Source organism: Microbacterium sp. NPDC019599, from assembly GCF_040632175.1.
Classification (GTDB): Bacteria; Actinomycetota; Actinomycetes; order Actinomycetales; family Microbacteriaceae; genus Microbacterium.
In genome coordinates this window covers 239,626-256,866 of record NZ_JBEYBL010000006.1, presented here as the reverse complement: position 1 = coordinate 256,866, position 17,241 = coordinate 239,626, and the positions used below count along the sequence as shown (strand labels likewise).

General features: G+C 72.1%; 14 protein-coding genes. 12 read left to right on the top strand and 2 right to left on the bottom strand.

The window, feature by feature from the left end; genetic code table 11:
- The first annotated feature begins 62 nt into the window (after nucleotides 1-62).
- Genes ABZ477_RS12805 through ABZ477_RS12790 form a run of 4 tightly spaced genes read left to right on the top strand, consistent with a single transcriptional unit; the run spans nucleotide 63 to nucleotide 4,400 of the window.
- Nucleotides 63-1,427: a TRAM domain-containing protein gene (locus ABZ477_RS12805; RefSeq protein ID WP_360133368.1), complete on the top strand. Its 1,365-nt coding sequence runs from the start codon at nucleotides 63-65 to the stop codon at nucleotides 1,425-1,427.
- A 9-nt stretch (nucleotides 1,428-1,436) separates the two neighbouring features.
- Nucleotides 1,437-2,105 (top strand): response regulator transcription factor, encoded by a 669-nt coding sequence (locus tag ABZ477_RS12800; RefSeq protein WP_360133365.1) that lies wholly within the window; start codon nucleotides 1,437-1,439, stop codon nucleotides 2,103-2,105.
- A complete protein-coding gene (locus ABZ477_RS12795) occupies nucleotides 2,095-3,348 on the top strand; it encodes an ATP-binding protein (protein WP_360133362.1) in 1,254 nt (417 codons plus the stop codon). Before ABZ477_RS12800 ends, ABZ477_RS12795 begins: the two co-directional genes overlap by 11 nt.
- Entirely contained in the window at nucleotides 3,345-4,400 is a 1,056-nt protein-coding gene (locus tag ABZ477_RS12790) for a hypothetical protein (protein WP_360133359.1), read from the top strand. The genes ABZ477_RS12795 and ABZ477_RS12790 overlap by 4 nt, the downstream gene beginning before the upstream one ends.
- A 406-nt stretch (nucleotides 4,401-4,806) precedes the next feature.
- Here ABZ477_RS12790 and ABZ477_RS12785 read toward each other — a convergent pair whose 3' ends face one another.
- Together ABZ477_RS12785 and ABZ477_RS12780 are read right to left on the bottom strand one after the other, a co-directional pair.
- Nucleotides 4,807-5,040, bottom strand: coding sequence for an acyl-CoA carboxylase subunit epsilon (locus tag ABZ477_RS12785; RefSeq protein ID WP_360133356.1), 234 nt, complete (start codon nucleotides 5,038-5,040; stop codon nucleotides 4,807-4,809).
- Nucleotides 5,037-6,635 (bottom strand): acyl-CoA carboxylase subunit beta, encoded by a 1,599-nt coding sequence (locus ABZ477_RS12780; protein ID WP_360133353.1) that lies wholly within the window; start codon nucleotides 6,633-6,635, stop codon nucleotides 5,037-5,039. The genes ABZ477_RS12785 and ABZ477_RS12780 overlap by 4 nt, the downstream gene beginning before the upstream one ends.
- A gap of 153 nt (nucleotides 6,636-6,788) precedes the next feature.
- On the opposite strand from ABZ477_RS12780, the gene ABZ477_RS12775 reads away from it, so the two are divergent.
- From ABZ477_RS12775 to ABZ477_RS12740, 8 genes are all read left to right on the top strand, one after another.
- Complete coding sequence (locus tag ABZ477_RS12775; RefSeq protein ID WP_360133350.1) at nucleotides 6,789-9,065, top strand: serine hydrolase; 2,277 nt, start codon at nucleotides 6,789-6,791, stop codon at nucleotides 9,063-9,065.
- A gap of 81 nt (nucleotides 9,066-9,146) precedes the next feature.
- Nucleotides 9,147-9,944, top strand: coding sequence for a biotin--[acetyl-CoA-carboxylase] ligase (locus ABZ477_RS12770; RefSeq protein ID WP_360133347.1), 798 nt, complete (start codon nucleotides 9,147-9,149; stop codon nucleotides 9,942-9,944).
- Nucleotides 9,945-10,013: 69 nt separating this feature from the next.
- On the top strand, nucleotides 10,014-10,568 hold the full coding sequence (locus ABZ477_RS12765; protein ID WP_360133344.1) for a PH domain-containing protein: 555 nt from the start codon (nucleotides 10,014-10,016) through the stop codon (nucleotides 10,566-10,568).
- Between the two features lie 57 nt (nucleotides 10,569-10,625).
- The gene (locus ABZ477_RS12760) at nucleotides 10,626-11,762 is read left to right on the top strand and encodes a 5-(carboxyamino)imidazole ribonucleotide synthase (protein WP_360133341.1); all 1,137 of its coding nucleotides are present in this window, start codon (nucleotides 10,626-10,628) and stop codon (nucleotides 11,760-11,762) included.
- Nucleotides 11,763-12,009: 247 nt separating this feature from the next.
- Entirely contained in the window at nucleotides 12,010-12,477 is a 468-nt protein-coding gene (purE, locus tag ABZ477_RS12755; RefSeq protein WP_360133438.1) for a 5-(carboxyamino)imidazole ribonucleotide mutase, read from the top strand.
- A complete protein-coding gene (locus ABZ477_RS12750; RefSeq protein WP_360133338.1) occupies nucleotides 12,474-13,913 on the top strand; it encodes an LCP family protein in 1,440 nt (479 codons plus the stop codon). Before purE ends, ABZ477_RS12750 begins: the two co-directional genes overlap by 4 nt.
- A 1-nt stretch (nucleotide 13,914) precedes the next feature.
- Complete coding sequence (locus tag ABZ477_RS12745; RefSeq protein WP_360133335.1) at nucleotides 13,915-15,039, top strand: glycosyltransferase; 1,125 nt, start codon at nucleotides 13,915-13,917, stop codon at nucleotides 15,037-15,039.
- A gap of 70 nt (nucleotides 15,040-15,109) precedes the next feature.
- A complete protein-coding gene (locus ABZ477_RS12740; RefSeq protein WP_360133332.1) occupies nucleotides 15,110-17,182 on the top strand; it encodes a hypothetical protein in 2,073 nt (690 codons plus the stop codon).
- The last annotated feature ends 59 nt before the right edge of the window (nucleotides 17,183-17,241 follow it).

Genomic DNA, 17,241 nt, shown 5'->3' with positions numbered 1-17,241 from the left:
CGGCGTGTCGTGCCCCGAACGTGAAGTCTCGCGCAAGGTGCAGCTGTGCGAGAGTCGGATGCATGCCTGACGACCTCATCGACCTCGACGTCACGGACGTCGCCCACGGCGGCGTCTTCGTCGGCCGCCACGAAGGCCGCGTCGTCTTCGTGCCCGATGCGATCCCCGGCGAGCGCGTGCGGATCCGTATCACCGACACGGGCAAGTCCTCGTTCTGGCGCGGCGAGACCCTCGAGATCATGGATGCCTCTCCCCACCGCCGTCCGCACATCTGGCGTGCGGCCGATGTCGACGTGGCCCCGGAGCGGCGACCCGGCGGCGCCGACTTCGGCCACATCGAGCTGGGCCACCAGCGCGCGCTGAAGACGCGGGTCATCCTCGACGCGCTCGAGCGCATCGGCGGGATGCCGGACGCTGCCGTGACGATCGAGGGGGCGCTGCCGATCCTCTCGCCCGAGGGCGGTCTCGTCGCGCAGGAGACCGATGACGGAACCGGCTGGCGGACGCGCGTGAGCCTGCACGTCGACGACGAGGGGCGCGTCGGCCCGTACGCGGCACGGAGCCACCGGATCATCCCCGTGGACGACCATCCCCTCGCGACGCCCGCGGTCGCCCGCGCCGCGTTGCAGGCGGCGGGCGGCAGGCGCGGCCGGCTCGACCTCGTGCAGCCCGCCGACGGGCGTGTCCGCGTCATCCCCCGCCCCGAGACGGAGCGCCCGCGCCGCGGCGGCCCGCGCCGCGGCGGCCGGCGAGCCCCAGCGCCCGCTGCGGCGCCGACGAAGAACGACCCCGCGCTCGAGACCGTCCTGGAGCGGGTGAACGGCCGGGACTTCCGGGTGGATGCCGGCGGCTTCTGGCAGGTGCACCGCCTCGCCGCGCACTCGTTGTCGTCGTACGTCGCCGCGGCGCTGCGCGAGACGCAGCCCGACGGACCCGCGATCGACCCCGATGCATGGCACCTCGATCTGTACGGCGGCGTGGGCCTGTTCGCCGCGACGCTGGGCGACCTCGGCGGGCCGGCGACGCGCGTCACGAGCGTCGAGTCCGACCCGCGCGCGACCGATCACGCCGGTGAGAACCTCGCGGAGTGGGTCGGCGCGCGCGCCGAGACCGAGCGGGTCGACCGGTGGATCGCGAGGCTCGCGGCCGAGGCCTCCGATCTCCAGCGCGAGCGACTGTCGCGCGGCGTCGTCGTGCTCGACCCGCCGCGGGCGGGTGCCGGCCGCGAGGTCGTGGAGGGCGTCGCGGCCCTCGCACCGGCCACGGTCGTCTACGTCGCGTGCGACCCCGTCGCGCTGGCGCGCGACCTCGCGACCTTCCGGCTCGCCGGCTACGAGACGGCGAGGGTGTCGGCACTCGACCTCTTCCCGCACTCCCACCACGTCGAAGCCGTCGCGACGCTGACTCGGGAAGGCGCGGAGCGCTAGCCTGGGCGCATGACCCGCGTGGCCCTCATCGACGACCACGAATCCGTCCGCCTTGGGCTAGAAGCGGCGTGTGCACGTGGCGGCTCAGAGATCGTCGTCTTCTCCGGCAGCACCGTGACCGCCTACCTCGACTGGCGCACGTACAGCCGCTCCGAGCCCGCCGACGTCGTGGTGCTCGACCTTACTCTCGGCGACGGCACGACCGTGACCGAGAACGTGCAGCACCTGACGTCCCAGGGCTCCAGCGTCATCATCCACAGCGTCGCCGACCGCCCGGCCGCCGTGCGCGAAGCGCTCGCGGCGGGCGCCGACGGGGTCGTCAGCAAGGCCTCGCCGATCGGCGACGTCATCGCGGCGATCCGCACCGTCGCCCGCGGAGAGCCGCTCAACAACGTCGAGTGGGCCAGCGCCGTGGAAGGCGACCGGGCGTTCGCCGACGCGCAGCTGTCCGCGCGCGAGCGCGAGGTCCTGCGCCTCTACGCGGCGGGCCTGCCCCTCAAGGTCGTCGCGGACCGCCTCGGCGTCGCGTACTCGACGGCCAAGGAGAACATCACGCGGGTGCGCGTGAAGTACGTCGAAGTCGGTCGCCCCGCGCCGACGAAGGTCGACCTCCTCCGCCGCGCGATGGAGGACGGCATCCTCGCGCAGGCCACTGAAGGCGGTGCGGGTGACGGCTGACGCCGCATCCAGGGTTCTCGAGGACGCCTGGGGGCACATCCCCCAGACGCGAGAGACCACGGCAGGCCTCGGCTCGTTCACGCGTCGCCGCATCGAGCGTGCGATCGGCGTAGCAGCGGGTTTCGGATGCCTCGCCCTCGGCCTTCAGGCGCTGCTGACGTCGTTCGCGCCCGCCGACGAAGGGCCGGGCTGGCACGAGGCCTTCGTGATCGCGACGTTCGGCACCCTCGCGCTCATGCTGATCGCGTGCTTCATCGGCCGCGGCGTCAAGGTGTTCGCGGGGATCTTCGCGTTCGTCTACTTCGTCTCGCTCGTGCTGTGGCCCATCGCGACGGCCGGCTCGACGCCCGAGCCGGGGACGGAGCCGTGGATCTGGTACCTCGTCAACGTCGCCACGGTGGCGGGCGTCCTCGCCTTTCCGCTTCCGATGCAGATCGCCTGGACGATCCTCCTGCCCCTGCTGTTCGGCGCCGTCCGCCTCGCGCAGAGCGGCTTCGCACGTGCCGACCGGATCCCCGTCCTCCTCGACGTGTCGTTCGCGCTGATCCTCGGCGGCATCCTCCTGACGCTCGCGTGGGTCTTCCGCTCCGTGGCAGCCAACGTCGACGAGACGCGGATGCGCGCGGTCGAGTCGTACGGTGCCGCCGCAGCAGCCGACGCGGCGGAGAAGGAGCGGGTGGCCGTCGCGGCGCTCATGCACGACAGCGTGCTCGCAGCCCTCATCGCCGCCGAGCGGGCCCACACGGACCGCGAGCGCGGTCTCGCGGTCGCGATGGCCCGCGAGGCCCTCACGCGGCTCGCCAACGCCGAGCAGGACCCTGAGGAGGGGAGCGACGCGCCGACGGATGCCGCGACCCTCGCGGGCGACATCGAGCGCGGTGCGCGGGAGCTCGGCGTCGACATCCAGGTCGAGCGGACCATCCTCGGCGAGCACCCGTCCGTGCCCGGTCGCGTGGCGCGGGCGCTCTCGCTCGCGGCGATGCAGGCGATCACCAATGCCGTCGAGCACGCGGACGGGGTGGGCCTCACGGTCTCGGTGCGCGCCGTCCCGCAGCCCGTGCGGATCCGCATCGAGGTCAGGGACAACGGCGAGGGCTTCGATCTGGAGGCTGTTCCGGATGACCGGCTGGGCATCCGCGGCTCGATCCTCGCGCGCGTGGCCGCCGTCGGCGGAACGGCGTCGATCGCCTCGGGCGAGCGGGGCACGACCGTGCGGATCGAGTGGCGGGAGGCGGGCGCATGATCAGCGTTCGCGCCGTCCTGACGGGCCTGGGCATCGCCTTCACGGCCTACCTGGCGGCGCGCGGCCTGGCGTGGACAGAGCCGGTCGACTTCCCCCTCGTCATCGTCGTCGCCCTCAGCCTGTACCTCGTCACGACGTGGCTGTGCATCTTCTGGAATCCCCCTCCGCGCCCTCGACCGGGGCCCGACGGCAGGCCGGGCCTGCCCATCGGCGTGCACGGGCCCACGACTCTTCCGGTGTGGGCCTGCCTCCTGGCCTTCGCATGCGCCGTGCTCGTCCCGACGAGCATCGTCCTGGGAGTCGGAGTGGCCAACGTCGACGAGCCGTTCGCGACGTGGTACCTCGGAGGCATCGGCGCGCTCATGACTATCGTCATGGTGCGGCGCCGTCCGTGGATCGCGTGGGCGGGGATCGTCGTGCTCGGCATCGCGTCGATGGCGTGGATGGGGGTCGTCGACGCCCTGAGCCTCGGCCTGGTCGGATCGATCGTGTGGGTCGGGGCGGCCCAGCTGCTCCTGTACTCGATGGACCGGGCAGCGCGTGACACCGAGCACCTGACACAGCTGCAGCGCGCCGCCTCCGCGTGGCAGGCGGCTCAGCTCGTCCGCGGGCGGGAGCGCCGCGTCCAGGTGCAGCGCGCGCTCGCCGTGGCGGGGCCGGTCCTGAGCCGCACCGTCGCGACGGGAGGCGAACTCGATGACGCACAGCGCCTCGAGGCGCGGATCGCCGAAGGGGCCCTGCGGGATGAGATGCGCGGCCCGCGCCTCCTCGACGATGATGTCCGGGCCCAGCTCGAGCTCGCACGGCGCCGCGGCGCGACCGTGACGGTCCTCGACGAGGGCGGACTCGACGGTCTCGACGAGGCCTCGCTCACCGTCATCCGCGCCCAGCTCGCCGACACGCTGCGCTCGTCGCAGGCGGACCGCCTGTACATCCGGACGTCGCCGGACGAGCGGATCGCCGTGACGGTCGTCGGGCGCTCGGCCGCGGGCAGCGGACTCTCCGATGAGGATGCTGTCGAACTCTGGCACGAGATCGCACACCCGGACTGACCCCTCGGCGTCAGCCGCGGATCCGCGGGCGACAGCATCCCGGGCCTGCATGCGTGCTGCCTGCGGAAGAGGCCCGGAGGAAAACTCGCTCCCCGTCCCGGTGGGGGAGGGGAACCGGGGCGGGGAGCGGAATCTGAAGGGGCGGGGGGCGGCGATACGCCTGCCCCCCGCCGCGAACGGTTACCCGAAAACCGTTCGCATGGCCGAACCTGAGACTGCTTGGGACAGTCAGGTCAGCCGAACGCAGAGCGTTCCAGCACTTCAAGTATCGACGGGTGCGGGAATCGCGTCTGTAGGTATTTCGGGGGACAAATCGTGTCCCCCATCAGTCACCCGCCGCATTTCGATGCGCCGCCTTCGGCGGCTACTCAATGACCGGGTTCGGCGGGCGAGCCGCTGGCGCGGCTCACCCGCCGAACCGGCCCCAGCCGAGCTCGCGGCGGAGCGGGTCGCGGAAGGAGCGCTGCGACAGCGCCCAGGCCGAGCGGGTGCGGGCATCCTCGGCGAGGGCGCCGACGGCCTCCTCGACGTACGCCTCGCTCACGACGGCGATGAGCGCCGCGAGCTCCTCCGCCGTCGGCGCGCCGCCGCGCACCTCGACGGTGACGCCGTCGGGGGTCTGGTCCGCCGTCGCGCTCACAGGGGGATGTTCCCGTGCTTCTTGGGCGGCAGGCTCGCGCGCTTGCCGCGCAGCGCGCGCAGCGCCTTGGCGATCGACACGCGGGTCTGGGCGGGCTCGATGATGCCGTCCAGCTCACCGCGCTCGGCCGCGAGGAACGGCGACGCGACGTTGTACGTGTACTCGTTGGCCAGGCGCGTGCGGACGGCGGCGACGTCCTCGCCGGCCTCCTCGGCGCGCTTGATCTCGCCGCGGTAGAGGATGTTCACAGCGCCCTGGCCGCCCATGACCGCGATCTCGGCGGTCGGCCACGCGAGGTTGACGTCGGCGCCGAGCTGCTTGGAGCCCATGACGATGTACGCGCCGCCGTACGCCTTGCGCAGGATGACCGTCACGAGGGGGACCGTCGCCTCGGCGTACGCGTACAGGAGCTTGGCGCCGCGGCGGATGACGCCGGTCCACTCCTGGTCGGTTCCGGGGAGGTAGCCGGGTACGTCGACGAGCGTCACGATCGGGACCGAGAACGCGTCGCAGAAGCGCACGAACCGGCTCGCCTTCTCGCCCGCCTCGATGTTGAGCGTCCCCGCCATCTGCGAGGGCTGGTTGGCGATGATGCCCACCGTGCGCCCCTCGATGCGGCCGAATCCGATGACGATGTTGGGGGCGAAGAGCGGCTGCACCTCGAGGAAGTCGCCCGCATCGACGATGTGTCCGATGACGGTGTGGATGTCGTACGGCTGGTTGGGCGAGTCGGGGATGATCGCGTTCAGCGTGCGATCGGCATCCGTCGTCTCCCACTCGAACTCGGTCTCGTAGACCGGCAGCTCCGCCATGTTGTTGTCGGGGAGGAACCCCAGGAGCGTCCGGACGTAGTCGATGGCGTCGTCCTCGTCCTCCGCGAGGTAGTGGGCGACGCCCGAGCGCGTGTTGTGCGTGTACGCGCCGCCGAGCTCCTCCATCCCGACGTCCTCGCCCGTGACCGTCTTGATGACGTCGGGACCGGTGACGAACATCTGGCTCGTCTTGTCGACCATGACGACGAAGTCCGTGAGGGCCGGTGAATAGACGGCGCCGCCGGCGGCGGGGCCCATGATGATCGAGATCTGGGGGATGACCCCGGATGCCGCCGTGTTGAGGCGGAAGATCTCGCCGTACTTGCCGAGCGCGATCACGCCTTCCTGGATGCGGGCGCCGCCGGAGTCCAGCATCCCGACGCACGGCATGCCGTTGCGCATCGCGAGCTCCATGATCTTGATGATCTTCTCGCCGGCCGCCTCGCCGAGCGAGCCGCCGAACGTGGAGAAGTCCTGCGCGTAGACGGCGACCGTGCGGCCGTGGATCGTGCCCACGCCCGTGACGACGGAGTCGCCGTAGGGGCGGGACCGGTCCATGCCGAACGCCGTCGTGCGGTGGCGGACGTACTCGTCGAACTCGACGAAGGAGCCGGTGTCGACGAGGAGCTCGATGCGCTCGCGCGCCGTGCCCTTGCCCTTCGCGTGCTGCTTCGTGCGCGCTGTGTCTTCGGCGTCGAGGACGGCCTCCTGGAAGCGGGCGCGAAGGTCGGCGATCTTGCCGGCGGTCGTGGAGAGGTCGGGCTTCTCGGTCACGGATTCCACACTATCGGCGGGTCGTCGCCAGCGGTTGGAGGGTTCGCACAAGGGGACGCGGCATCCGCTGTCGGACCCACGGGGCGAGCGCCGGCGGCAGATGACGCCGGTCGCGCAACCCGGGTGACCGCGAGAGCTCGCCGTAGTAGGGTCTGCCGCACGATGAGGCGGAGTGGCGGGACTCGGCGGACGTTCGGGCGAGGTGCGGTGGTCGTCGCGGTGATCGCGGCCCTGAGCTGCGTCGTGGACCCCGCATTCGGACAGGCGCCGCCGCTCGCCGCGGCCGTGTCAGCCGAGGAGACGCCGTCTCCCGCACCCTCTCTCGGCGTCGCGGATCCGTCGACGCCTGCGCCTTCGCCGAGTCCGAGCGCTCCCGGCGGCGCCGGCGAGACTCCTCCCGCGGATCCGGAGGAGAGCGCTCCGCCCGCCGAGCCCGGCGCGGAGCCGACCGCACCGGCGCCCGAGCCTTCCGAGCCGCCGCCGCCCGAGGAAGAGTCCGCACCGCCGTCCGCGGAGGAGTCCGAGGACGACCTCGTCGCGCAGGACGCTTCGAGCGACTCGCTCCTGCCGGAGGCATCGGCGATCGCCCCCGTCATCCCGGCTCAGTCCCGCCTGACCGGCAGCGACCGCTATGCGCTGAGTGTCGCCGTATCGAAGGCCGCCTTCCCGGCCGGGGCCGACACGGTGCTCATCGCATCGGGCGACCAGGCCATCGGCGGGATGCTGGCGGCAGGGCTCGCGGCTCAGCTGTCGGCCCCGCTCCTCTACGTCAAGAAGTCGACGGTCCCCGCCGCCGTGGCCGCCGAGATCAGCCGGCTCGGGCCGACGTCGGTCGTCGTGGTGGGCAGCGCCAAGTACGTGTCCGCCGCGGTGCTCGACCGGCTCGCCGGCCTCGCGCGCGACGTCCGCCGATTCGTCGGCGCCGATCGGTACGAGACGTCGCGCATGGCTCTGCTGGAGCGCGGTGGGCAGGCCTCCACCGTCTACCTCGCCGGCGGCGAGGGTGCGCTCCTCGGTCCGCCGCTCGCGTGGGTGGCCGCCGCCGCGACGGGACAGGCGGCGCTGCTGGTGGACGGGCTCGCGTCCGCCCCGGACGCCGCGACCCTCGACGCTCTGCGCGCCGTCGGCGCTCGGAATCTCGTGATCGTCGGAGGTGCGGCCTCCATGGGGGCGGCCTACGAGAGCTCGCTGCGCGCCGCGGGCTTCGGTGTCGGCAGACGCAGCGGCGACCGGTTCGCGACGGCCATCGCGATGGCCTCGGAGCGCTCGCAGCCCGCGCAGCGCGCGATCATCGCGAACCCGTCCTACACCGCCAACGTCGCGCTGGGCGCCGCGCTCGCGGCGGCGACGGGTCAGCAGCTCTACTACTCCGACCGCGTCTGCGTGCGCGACGACGTCTCGGCGCACATCGCATCGCTCGGCATCCCCGTCACCGCGATCGGGTCGACGTCATCGCTCGAGGCGGCAGTGGCGGCCAACCGCTCGTGCACGCAGGAGCGGATCGCGCGCGAAGGCCGCCTGCGGTCGGCGATCCAGTCGACCCTGTCGCAGTACAACGGCGGCGCGGGGTTCTCGGTGACCGTCCGCGAGGTCGGCGGGCTCGGCCAGTACGCGCAGATCGGCGGCTCCGTCCGGCGGGAACCCGCCAGCATGATGAAGCTCTTCGCCGCGTGGGCCGCCCTGAAGAAGATCGAGACCGGCTCGGCGGGCTTCGGGACGCGGCTGCCCTCGGGCGTCGACGTCAGCACGTGCCTGTTCGTGATGATCCACGTGTCCGACAACTACTGCCACACCGACATCGTCCACTGGATCGGGATCGCGGAGCTCAACCGCATGATCCGCGCCGCCGGCTTCCTCAACACGGCGTACGGGACGGTGGCGCCGGGCGTGAGCGTCCTCTACGCGGGCAACCGCAGCACGACGGACGACCTCGTGCGGCTGATCAGTCAGCTCACGGAGGCCACGGCGCTCTCCCGCCCGTACGCGGATCACCTGCTGTCGCTCATGGAGGTCCAGATCTTCCGGACGCGGATCCCGTCGGGCATCCCGCCGGGCGTCGCGCAGGCGAGCAAGCCGGGGGCGCTGTGGATCGCCGCGGGACTGCTCCAGGCCGACACCGCCGTCGTCTACAGCCCGGCCGGGACCTACCTGATCTCGATCATCGGCGACCAGGGACCTCCGCAGGCGGCTCTCCGCGCCGTCTCGAGGACCGTGTACCAGCACTTCAACGGCTCGTTCGGCTCTGCGATGAGCTACCCCGCGCAGCAGATGGTCACGGTCCGCGCCACGGCGCTGCGCACATCCCCGGGCGGCCCGACGAGCGTCGTGGTGCCGGCGGGGACGCCCATCCAGGTCAACGACGCGAATCGCACGTGGTACAAGGTCCAGTGGGGGTCCCGCGAGCTGTGGACCGTCCTGTACGACCTCAAGAACCGCTGATCGCGGTCGACGCCGCGCCGGCTCCTCGCCCCCGCCGCGGACCCCTCGTCCCGGCCGAGCGCAGTGCGTAGGGTGAAGGGCATGTCGATCCCTGCCGAGGGCTATCCGCTCACCGCCGCCGTCAGCCCCCGCGTCCAGGTCGTGGACACGACCGGATCGACCAACGCCGACGTCGTGGCCGCCGTCATCGACGACCCGGACGCCTGGCCGCACCTCTCGCTCCTGCTCACGAACGACCAGCGTGCGGGCCGCGGGCGCCTCGACCGCACGTGGACGACCCCGCCCGGCACGGCCCTGGCAGTGTCGGTCGTCGTGAGCGTGCCCGGCATCCCGGCCGCGTCGCGCGGCTGGATCCCGCTCGTCGCGGGTGCGGCGATGACGACCGCCGTCGCGAACCAGCTGCTCGGCACGGGTCACGCCGCACGCCTCAAGTGGCCCAACGACGTCCTGCTCGATCTCGCGAAGCTCTGCGGCATCCTCGCGGAGGCGATCCCCGGGCGGCCCGACGCGGTCGTGATCGGGGCGGGCGTCAACACGCGGATGCCCCGGACTGATCTTCCCGTCGCCACCGCCACGTCGTTCGAGGCCGCGGGGCTGGAGTGCGACGACGACCGCCTCCTGGCCGATTACCTCACCGCGCTCGACGGTCATCTCTCGGCGCTCGTGGAAGCCGGCGGCGACGCCGTCGCAGCCGGCGTCCATGCGGACGTCGAGGCGCTGTGCTCCACGATCGGCAGCGATGTGACCGTCTCGCTCCCGGACGGGTCGAAGCTCGAGGGGCGGGCCCGGTCGATCGACGCGGAGGGCCGCCTCGTCGTCGCCGACGCCGGGGACGTGCTCACCGCGGTGTCGGCGGGCGACGTCGTCCACGTCCGCTGAATGCCGTTTCCGCGCGTCGATCCCGGCGAGGCGGTGCACGCCGAGGCGGGGGAACCCCACAATGGGAGCATGACCCAGCCGGCGGCGTTCGGAGGCAGGCCTCTGACCCCGGCTCCCGGTGTGCCCACGCCGGAGCTGCGGGTCGCTCGCTTCCGCAGCCACGCGCGGCGGCTCGTGTGGCCGTCGCTCGTCCTCATCGCGGTGGCCGGCGCCGTCGGCTTCTTCTACGGGAACCTCCCCGCGCCCTTCGAGAACTGGATGCTGCTGACCGCCGCCGCCGTCGTGCTCTTCTTCCTCGCCCTGTGGCCCTTCCTCGCGTGGTGGGCGCGCACCTGGACGATCACCACGAAGCGCGTCATCGCGCGATCCGGGGTCCTGATCCCGCGCCGGCGCGAGCTCACGCACGTGCGCGGGTACTCGATCCAGCTCAAGCGCGGCCTGATCCAGCGGCTCTGGGGTGCCGGGACCCTCGTGCTCGCCAACGGGGTCGACGAGCCCATGCACCTGTCGAACATCCCGAGCGTCGACCTCGTCAACGAGTGCCTCGTGGACCAGGTCGAGGTCAGCCAGATCCTCGCCCACCGCGAGCTGCCCCTTCCGCAGCAGCCTCCCGCGCCGGCCTGACGCCGCGGCATCCTGCGCAGTGCGGGATGATGGAGGTTCCGCGAGAGAGGGAGTCCCATGCCTTTGCGTGTCGGTGTCGTCGGCGGCGGGCAGCTCGCCCGCATGATGATCGCCCCCGCCGTTGAGCTCGGCGTCGAGATCAGCGTGCTGGCCGAGGACGAGGGGATGGCGGCATCCCTCGCGGCGACCGCCGTCGGGGACTACCGGGACGCCGACACGGTGCTCGCCTTCGCGCGCGAGGTCGATGTCGTGACCTTCGACCACGAGCACGTCCCGCAGGACGTCCTCGGCGCCCTCGTCGACGCGGGGGTGGCCGTGCGACCCGGCCCCGGCGCGCTGCGCTTCGCGCAGGACAAGCTCCTCATGCGCGCACGTCTGGAAGAGCTCGGGATGCCGCAGCCCGACTGGGCCGCGGTCACCGACTCCGCCGAGCTCCAGCGGTTCCTGGACGCGCACGGGGGCCGCGCCGTCGTCAAGACGCCGCGCGGCGGCTACGACGGCAAAGGCGTGCGGGTCGTGGAGGCCGGGACGGAGGCGGACGACTGGTTCGCAGCGCTCGCGGAGGACGCGCGCGGCGGCGCCCTGCTCGTCGAGGAGCTCGTGGACTTCTCGCGCGAGCTCGCGCAGCAGGTCGCGCGCAGGCCCTCGGGCCAGATCCGCGCGTATCCCGTCGTCGAGACGGTGCAGCGCGACGGCGTGTGCGCCGAGGTCATCGCGCCGGCGCCCCACGCGAGCGAGCGCCTCCTCGAGGTCGCCGAGCGGATCGGCGTCGGCATCGCGGAGGGCCTCGACGTCACGGGGATGCTGGCCGTCGAGCTCTTCCAGACCACGGACGAGCGCCTCCTCGTCAACGAGCTCGCGATGCGTCCGCACAACAGCGGCCACTGGAGTCAGGACGGCGCCGTCACGAGCCAGTTCGAGCAGCACCTGCGCGCCGTGCTCGACCTGCCGCTCGGCGACCCGTCGCCGCGGGCCGCGTGGGCCGTCATGGTGAACATCCTGGGCGGGCCCGCCGAGGGGCCGCTCGACGCGCGCTTCCCCTCGGCCCTGCACGAGTACCCGTCGGCGAAGGTGCACACCTACGGCAAGTCCCCGCGCCCCGGGCGCAAGGTGGGCCACGTCAACACGGTGGGCGACGACCTCGACGACATCGCGTACGAGGCGCGGGCCGCGGCATCCCACTTCCTCGACTGAGTGTCTCGAGACTCGACGTCCGAGCGGGTTCGGCGCGTTTCGTCTCGCTTCGCTCGCTCAACGACCGGAGTTCGGCACGCGAGCCATCGGTCGTTGAGCGAGCGAGCGAAGCGAGCGAGACGAAACGCCCGCGCACGGCGGCCGAGGCCGGGCCGTGCCGTTGCGGGGATCTTCCAGCGACGACGCCTACCCTTGACGGGTGACTCGCCCCCTTCATTCCTCGGATGCACCGCTCGTCGGCGTCGTGATGGGCTCCGACTCGGACTGGCGCGTCATGAGCGACGCGTCGCAGGTCCTCACCGACTTCGGCATCCCGCACGAGGTCGAGGTCGTCTCGGCCCATCGCACGGTCGACAAGCTCGTCGCCTATGGCCGTGAGGCACGGGGCCGCGGCATCCGGGTCATCATCGCGGGAGCCGGCGGCGCCGCGCACCTGCCCGGCATGCTCGCCTCGCTCACGGCGCTGCCCGTCGTCGGCGTGCCGGTCCCGCTCGCCTACCTCGACGGCATGGACTCGCTGCTGAGCATCGTGCAGATGCCGGCCGGCATCCCCGTTGCGACGGTGTCGATCGGCGGAGCCAAGAACGCGGGACTGCTCGCCGCGCGAATACTGGGGACGACGGATGCCGAGCTCGGCGACCGCGTCGAGGAGTACGCCCGCGACCTCGAGGCACAGGTGGAGGCGAAGAACCAGCGACTGAAGGAGTCGCTGTGAGCGTCATGAGCCCTCCCCGCTCGTCCGCTTCGGCCGCAGGGCCGGGCCGGCTCGTGGAGGAGCGCCCGCTGCGGTATCCCGACGCCTCCTCGCGCCCGTTCATGACCCGTCGCGGCTGGTGGCTCGTCGGGCTCAACTTCCTCCTGCCCGGATCCGCGCAGGTGCTCGCCGGCAACCGGCGCCTCGGGCGCGTGGGCATCGCCGCGACGCTCGCGCTGTGGGTCCTGGTCGTGCTCGGCATCCTGTCCGCCGTCCTCTGGCGCTCCGTGCTCGTGACCCTCGCGACGAACTGGTTCTTCCTGCTGGGCGCGCAGATCGTCCTGATCGCCTACGCCCTGCTGTGGACCATCCTCACGATCGACACCCTGCGGCTCGTGCGGCTCGTGCGCACCGGCCCCGTCGCGAGGTTCGGCATCACGGCGCTCTCCGTCGGGCTGCTGGTCGTCGCCGGCAGCGGCGCGGTCTACGCCTCGCAGGTCGCCGGGACGACGCGCGACACCCTCGGCGCGATCTTCGGCGTGAGCGGCCCGAGCGTCGAGCCGTCCGAGGGCTACTACAACATCCTCCTGCTCGGCGCAGACAGCGGCGAGGGCCGCGACTCCATGCGGTTCGACAGCATCTCGGTCGTCTCCGTCAACGCCGAGACCGGTGCCGTCACCATCACGGGCATCCCGCGCGACATGCCGCACTTCCCGTTCGCCGAGGGCCCCATGAAGGACCTCTACCCCGATGTGCACGAAGGCTATTCCGACCCCCTGTGCGGATGGAGCAGCGGCATCAACCAGCTGCGCACCGAGGTCGAGGTGTGCCGCGACGGCGAGGCCCTGTACCCGGATGCCGAGGCGAACGGGTCGACGCCGGCCGTCGAGGCCACGAAGGACGCCGCGGAGGGGATCCTCGGCATCCAGATCCCGTACTACGTCTTCATCGACATGCACGGCTTCGCGGCCCTGATCGACGCGCTCGGCGGGATCGACATCTCGGTCGAGCAGCGCCTGCCGGAGGGCGGCGGACCCGCGTACGACGGGCAGCCCGTCGAGGAGTGGGCGACCGGCTGGATCGAGGCCGGCCCGCAGCACATGGACGGCGACACCGCCCAGTGGTACGCCCGCTCGCGCTACACGACGAGCGACTTCGACCGGATGAAGCGCCAGCGCCAGCTGCAGGAGGCGATCCTCGCGCAGTTCACGCCGGCGACGGTGCTGACGAGGTTCAACGAGATCGCGACCGCGGGCACCGCGATCGTCGAGACCGACCTGCCGCAGTCGATGCTCCCGTACTTCACCGAGCTCGCCCTCAAGGCGAAGGAGCAGCCGGTCCAGACGATCGAGCTGACCCCCGACGGCGGCGTCGACGAGTACGAGCCGGACTACGCGTACGTGCAGCAGCTCATCGATCAGGCTCTGCACCCCGCGACGCCCACCCCGGAGGGCTGACATGGTCGCGACACTGCGGGTCATGCTGGACCAGGTCGCATCGCCGAGCGACGCCGACCTCGCGCTCGCGTCGCGCGAGCTGACGCGCGCCCTCGTGATCGGCGCGCCGACGGGGTGCGAGGTCGAGGGGATCGTCCCCGGGGTCTCCGCCGCGCGCGTAGACGAGGTCGCGGCCGAGATTCCGGGCATCGCACGACTGCACAAGGTCGCCCTCGCGCGGCGCGAGCTGTCCGCCGCGCTGCAGCTGGGGGTGGCAACGGGGATCGGGGGTGGGATGCTGCACTCCCCGTCGCTGTTCGCGCCGCTCGTGAAGCACGACCGCGTGCACGACAACGATCAGACCGTCGTGACGCTGTGGGACTTCCGCGCCTGGGAGACGCCCGACGAGCTCTCGCGGACCGCCGTGGGCTGGCAGCGCGCGATGCTCAAGCGCGCCGCGAAGCACGCCGACGCGATCGTCGTGCCGACGCACTCCATGGCCGAGGCGCTCGAGGAGGTCGCCCCGCGGCTGACCGACCGCGCCCGGGTGATCGCGGGCGCGGCGCCCCTCGGCTTCGCCGTGCCGTCCGATGAAGTCGGCCGGCGCCGCGTGCTGGACGTTCCGGAGGGGTTCGTGCTGCTCTCCGGCGGCGTCGCGGGCTCGGACGGACTCGCGCTGGGCTTCACGGCCATCGCGCGATCGGGTCTGGACGTCCCGGTGCTCGTGATCGACGCCGCCGAAGGCGAGGAGCCGGCGGTCGCCGAGCTCGCCTCGGCCTCCGGCGTCCCGGAGCGCAACCTTCATGTCCGAGGTGGCCTGGACACGGCCGACCGTGCCGCCGTGTTCGGCGCGGCCGTGGCGCTGCTGGCGCCGTCGACGCGAGTGGGGTTCCCGTGGCGGGTCGTCGAGGCGCTCGCACTGGGCGTACCGGTCATCGCGGTCGACTCGCGCGTCCACCGCGAGACGATCGTCGACGGCGGGCTCATCGTCGAGCCGGATGCCGATGCGCTCGGCGTCGCGCTCGCTTCGGCCCTCGGCTCGACCGCCGCCGCGGACCGGCTCGGCGTGCTGTCCGGCGACCGGGGCAGAGCGTTCTCGTGGCGCGCCGCCGCGGACCGGGTCTGGCAGCTGCACGCCGACCTCTGACGACGGGCGCGAATCGGCCCCCGGACTGGGATTCGTTGACCACACCAGCAACATCGGCCACACTGGTCCCATGGCGACGGCGCAAGCCCGACGCCCTCGCGCTCGCGCGGCGTCTCCGCTGGCTCTTCTGACGGCGATCCTGGTGGTGCTGGGATTCCTGGTCTCCGCGCCCGCCGCCGGTGCCGCTCCGGCCGCCGCCGAGACGGCTCAGGCGAACATCGTGGCGGCCGCGGACCTGTCGAAGTTCCAGGCGGGCAACATCGTCAGCGACGCCGTGTTCTTCGATCGGACGACGATGTCGGCCGCCGCCATCCAGACGTTCCTCGAATCCAAGGTGCCCGCCTGCCAGTCGGGCTACACGTGCCTGAAGGACTGGTACGACTCCTCCCGCACGACGACGGCCGACGCCATGTGCGGTGCCTACTCCGGCGGCAGCCGCGAGCGCGCCTCGACGATCATCTACAAGGTCGCGCAGGCGTGCGGCATCAATCCCCAGGTCATCATCGTGACGCTCCAGAAGGAGCAGGGGCTCGTGACCCACACATGGCCGTCGGAGTGGCGGTTCCGGATCGCGATGGGGCAGGGCTGTCCCGACACGGCGGCATGCGACACCCGCTACTACGGGTTCTTCAACCAGGTCTACGGGGCTGCGTGGCAGTTCAAGCGCTATGCCAACCCGCCGGGCACGTCGCAGTTCTTCACGTGGTACGCGCCCGGCAACACATGGAACATCCTCTACAACCCGAACCGGGACTGCGGGTCCTCGCCCGTCTTCGTGCAGAACCAGGCGACCGCCAACCTGTACTACTACACGCCGTACCAGCCGAACGCCGCCGCGCTGCGCGCCGGCTACGGCGAGGGCGACGGATGCTCGGCCTACGGCAACCGGAACTTCTACAACTACTTCACGGACTGGTTCGGATCGACCCTCGTGCCGGCGAATCCGTGCGCGGCGCCCAGCGCCATCCTGCCCGCCGTGAAGACCTACGTCGTCACGGCCGACATCCTCAACGCCAGGCTCGCGCCGTCCACGTCCTGCACGAAGAACGTCATGAAGCTGGCGCGGGGAACCGTGCTGCAGGCGACCGCCGGCTCGGGAGACTGGCTGCGGGTGAACACCGAGAGCGGATCCCGCTGGGTGGCCCGTGCGTACCTGCGCTACGCGACCGCCGAGGAGAGTCCGTGTGCGCTTCCCCCCAAGGCGGGGACCGCCCAGTACGCCTACGTGCTGACGGGGAATGCCACAGGGCGAATCGTGCCGGCCGGTGGGTGCGGCGTCGACAGCCGGCCCGTCGCCGCGGGCGCGATCGTGCAGGCCTTCCTCGTGAGTGCGGACAAGGCCTGGCTCAAGGTGCACCTGGGAGATGTGGACCGGTGGGTCGAGAGGGCTGAGCTCCGACGGGCCACCGACACCGAGACGCCGTGCGCTCAGCCGGGCGGCGTGATCGCGGCGAAGATGCTCTACACGATCCGCGGCGAGGGAACGAGCGGAAGGTCGGCGCCGAACACCTCGTGCGCGATCGGAAGAGTCAGCCTGTCCGGGGGCACGGTCGTGCAGGCCATCCTCGGCAATGCGACGCGCGACTGGCTGAAGGTGTCGACCGGGCGCGGCGAGGTCTGGGTGGACAGGAGCCACCTGACGCGCCTGGACCGCGACACGGACCCGTGCACGGTGCTCCCGACGACTCGGACGCCCGTCAGGAGCTACGTCGTGCAGGGCGGCCCCGCGACGGCGGCGATCGCCCCCACCACGTCGTGCGGGCAGTCCGCGGCGACCATCCCGAACGGCACGGTGGTGAAGCCGACGCAGGGCACGCAGGCGGGGGACTGGCTCCTGATCCCGACCGCCTCGGGTCCGCGCTGGATCGCCCGGATGGCGGTGCGCACGCTCGCCCTCGACGACGTGTGCGCGCACCAGCCCGTCGACGTCCTGCCGGCGAGGCTCACCTACGTCGTGCTCGCGGCATCCCTCGGCCGCATCGCGCCGAACGCCGGCTGCGAGACGGCAGCCGTCGAGATCGCAGCGGGAACGGTCGCGCCGGCTGTGTCCGGGACGGCCGCCGGCGACTGGCTGAAGCTGAAGCTTCCCGAGGGCGAGTACTGGGTCCGCCGCGCCGACGTCGCCCGAGCGCCCGGCACCTGACGGGGGGACGAGCCTCCCGAGCGGCCGTTCGAGCCTGGGAACCCGTCGAGAAGAGCCGT

Bases quoted from the DNA above. Each gene is read 5' to 3' on its own strand.
- ABZ477_RS12805 (WP_360133368.1), top strand. From the start codon at position 63: ATGCCTGACGACCTCATCGACCTCGACGTCACGGACGTCGCCCACGGC.
- ABZ477_RS12800 (WP_360133365.1), top strand. From the start codon at position 1,437: ATGACCCGCGTGGCCCTCATCGACGACCACGAATCCGTCCGCCTTGGG.
- ABZ477_RS12740 (WP_360133332.1), top strand. From the start codon at position 15,110: ATGGCGACGGCGCAAGCCCGACGCCCTCGCGCTCGCGCGGCGTCTCCG.
- ABZ477_RS12760 (WP_360133341.1), top strand. From the start codon at position 10,626: ATGCCTTTGCGTGTCGGTGTCGTCGGCGGCGGGCAGCTCGCCCGCATG.
- ABZ477_RS12775 (WP_360133350.1), top strand. From the start codon at position 6,789: ATGAGGCGGAGTGGCGGGACTCGGCGGACGTTCGGGCGAGGTGCGGTG.
- purE (WP_360133438.1), top strand. From the start codon at position 12,010: ATGGGCTCCGACTCGGACTGGCGCGTCATGAGCGACGCGTCGCAGGTC.
- ABZ477_RS12770 (WP_360133347.1), top strand. From the start codon at position 9,147: ATGTCGATCCCTGCCGAGGGCTATCCGCTCACCGCCGCCGTCAGCCCC.
- ABZ477_RS12745 (WP_360133335.1), top strand. From the start codon at position 13,915: ATGGTCGCGACACTGCGGGTCATGCTGGACCAGGTCGCATCGCCGAGC.
- ABZ477_RS12765 (WP_360133344.1), top strand. From the start codon at position 10,014: ATGACCCAGCCGGCGGCGTTCGGAGGCAGGCCTCTGACCCCGGCTCCC.
- ABZ477_RS12790 (WP_360133359.1), top strand. From the start codon at position 3,345: ATGATCAGCGTTCGCGCCGTCCTGACGGGCCTGGGCATCGCCTTCACG.